This window comes from Nocardia sp. NPDC004582 (assembly GCF_053602115.1).
Map to the genome: position 1 here is coordinate 1 of NZ_JBSGCY010000299.1, position 1,372 is coordinate 1,372.

Annotated in this window: 2 protein-coding genes; both read left to right on the forward strand. The window is 71.4% G+C overall.

Annotated elements, in window-relative coordinates; genetic code table 11:
• The coding region (locus ACWELJ_RS34160; RefSeq protein WP_452370184.1) for a phosphatidylserine decarboxylase at positions 1 to 527 on the forward strand (527 nt) is incomplete at its 5' end.
• A partial coding sequence (gene pssA / locus ACWELJ_RS34165) for a CDP-diacylglycerol--serine O-phosphatidyltransferase (protein WP_452370185.1) occupies positions 524 to 1,372 on the forward strand: 849 nt, incomplete at its 3' end. The genes ACWELJ_RS34160 and pssA, both read left to right, overlap by 4 nt.

Below are 1,372 nucleotides of genomic sequence, written 5' to 3' on the forward strand. Positions count from 1 at the left end.
CCTGCGCCACCTTCTTCCGGCACCCGCACCGGGTGCCGCCGAACCGTCCCGGCGTGGTGGTCGCGCCCGCCGACGGCGAGGTCGCCCTGGTCGACACCGCGGTGCCCCCGGCCGAGCTCGGCCTGGGTGACGCCCCGCTGCCGCGGGTGAGCATCTTCCTGTCGGTGCTGGACGTGCACGTGCAGCGGGTGCCGGTGAGCGGCCTGGTGGAGCAGATCGCCTACCAGAAGGGCCAGTTCCTCTCGGCCGACCTGCCCGAGGCCAGCGACCGCAACGAGCGCAACAGCATGGTCATCGAGACCGAGTCCGGCCAGCGGATCGTGGTGGTGCAGATCGCCGGCCTGCTGGCCCGCCGCATCGTGTGCGAGGCCAAGGCCGGCGACAAGCTGAGCATCGGCGACACCTACGGCCTGATCCGCTTCGGGTCGCGCGTGGACACCTACTTCCCGGCCGGGACCAAGCCCCTGGTCACTCCCGGGCAGCGCACCATCGGTGCGGAAACGGTACTGGCCGAACTGGATTCATGATGGAGCAACTCGCGCCCGCGCCGCATACGCGCCGCCGCAACCGCACCATCCGGCTGCTGCCCAGCATGATCACCGTGCTCGGCCTGTGCTCGGGCCTGTCGGCGGTGAAGTTCGCCATCCAGGGGCAACTGGGGTTCGCGCTCGCGCTGGTGGGCGCGGCCGCGGTGTTCGACATGCTGGACGGCCGGATCGCCCGCATGCTGGACGCCACCTCCAAGATGGGCGCGGAACTGGATTCGCTGTCGGACGCCATCGCGTTCGGCGTCACGCCCGCCCTGGTGCTGTACGTGACCTTCCTGCACGCCGACAGCATCGGCTGGGTGCTGGCCTTGATGTTCGCGGTCTGCATGGTGCTGCGGCTGGCCCGGTTCAACACCCTGATGGACGACGACAACCGCCCGGACTGGCAGCGGGAGTACTTCGTCGGGGTGCCCGCACCCGCGGGCGCGCTGATCGTGCTGACGCCCATCGCGCTGTCGGAGCAGTTCGGTGACGGCTGGTGGGTGAGCTTCCCGGTGGTGGCGGTGTGGACCGTGCTGACCGGTCTGCTGTGCGTGAGCACGCTGCCGACGCTGGCCGTCAAGTCGGTGTCGGTGGCCCCGCGGACCGCGCCGATCCTGCTGGTGCTGGTCGCCCTGGCCGCCGCGCTGCTGGTCACCTACCCGCTGATCCTCATGATGGCGCTGGTGGTGCTGTACCTGGGCCACATCCCGTTCGCGGTGCACTCCGCGCGCTGGGTGGCCGCGCGGCCGGAGACCTGGAACCACAAGCCCGCCGAGCGCCGCGCCCAGCGCAAGGCGCAGCGCCGGGAGCGGCCGCTGGCCGGTCGGGTGCCGCGGGTCTCG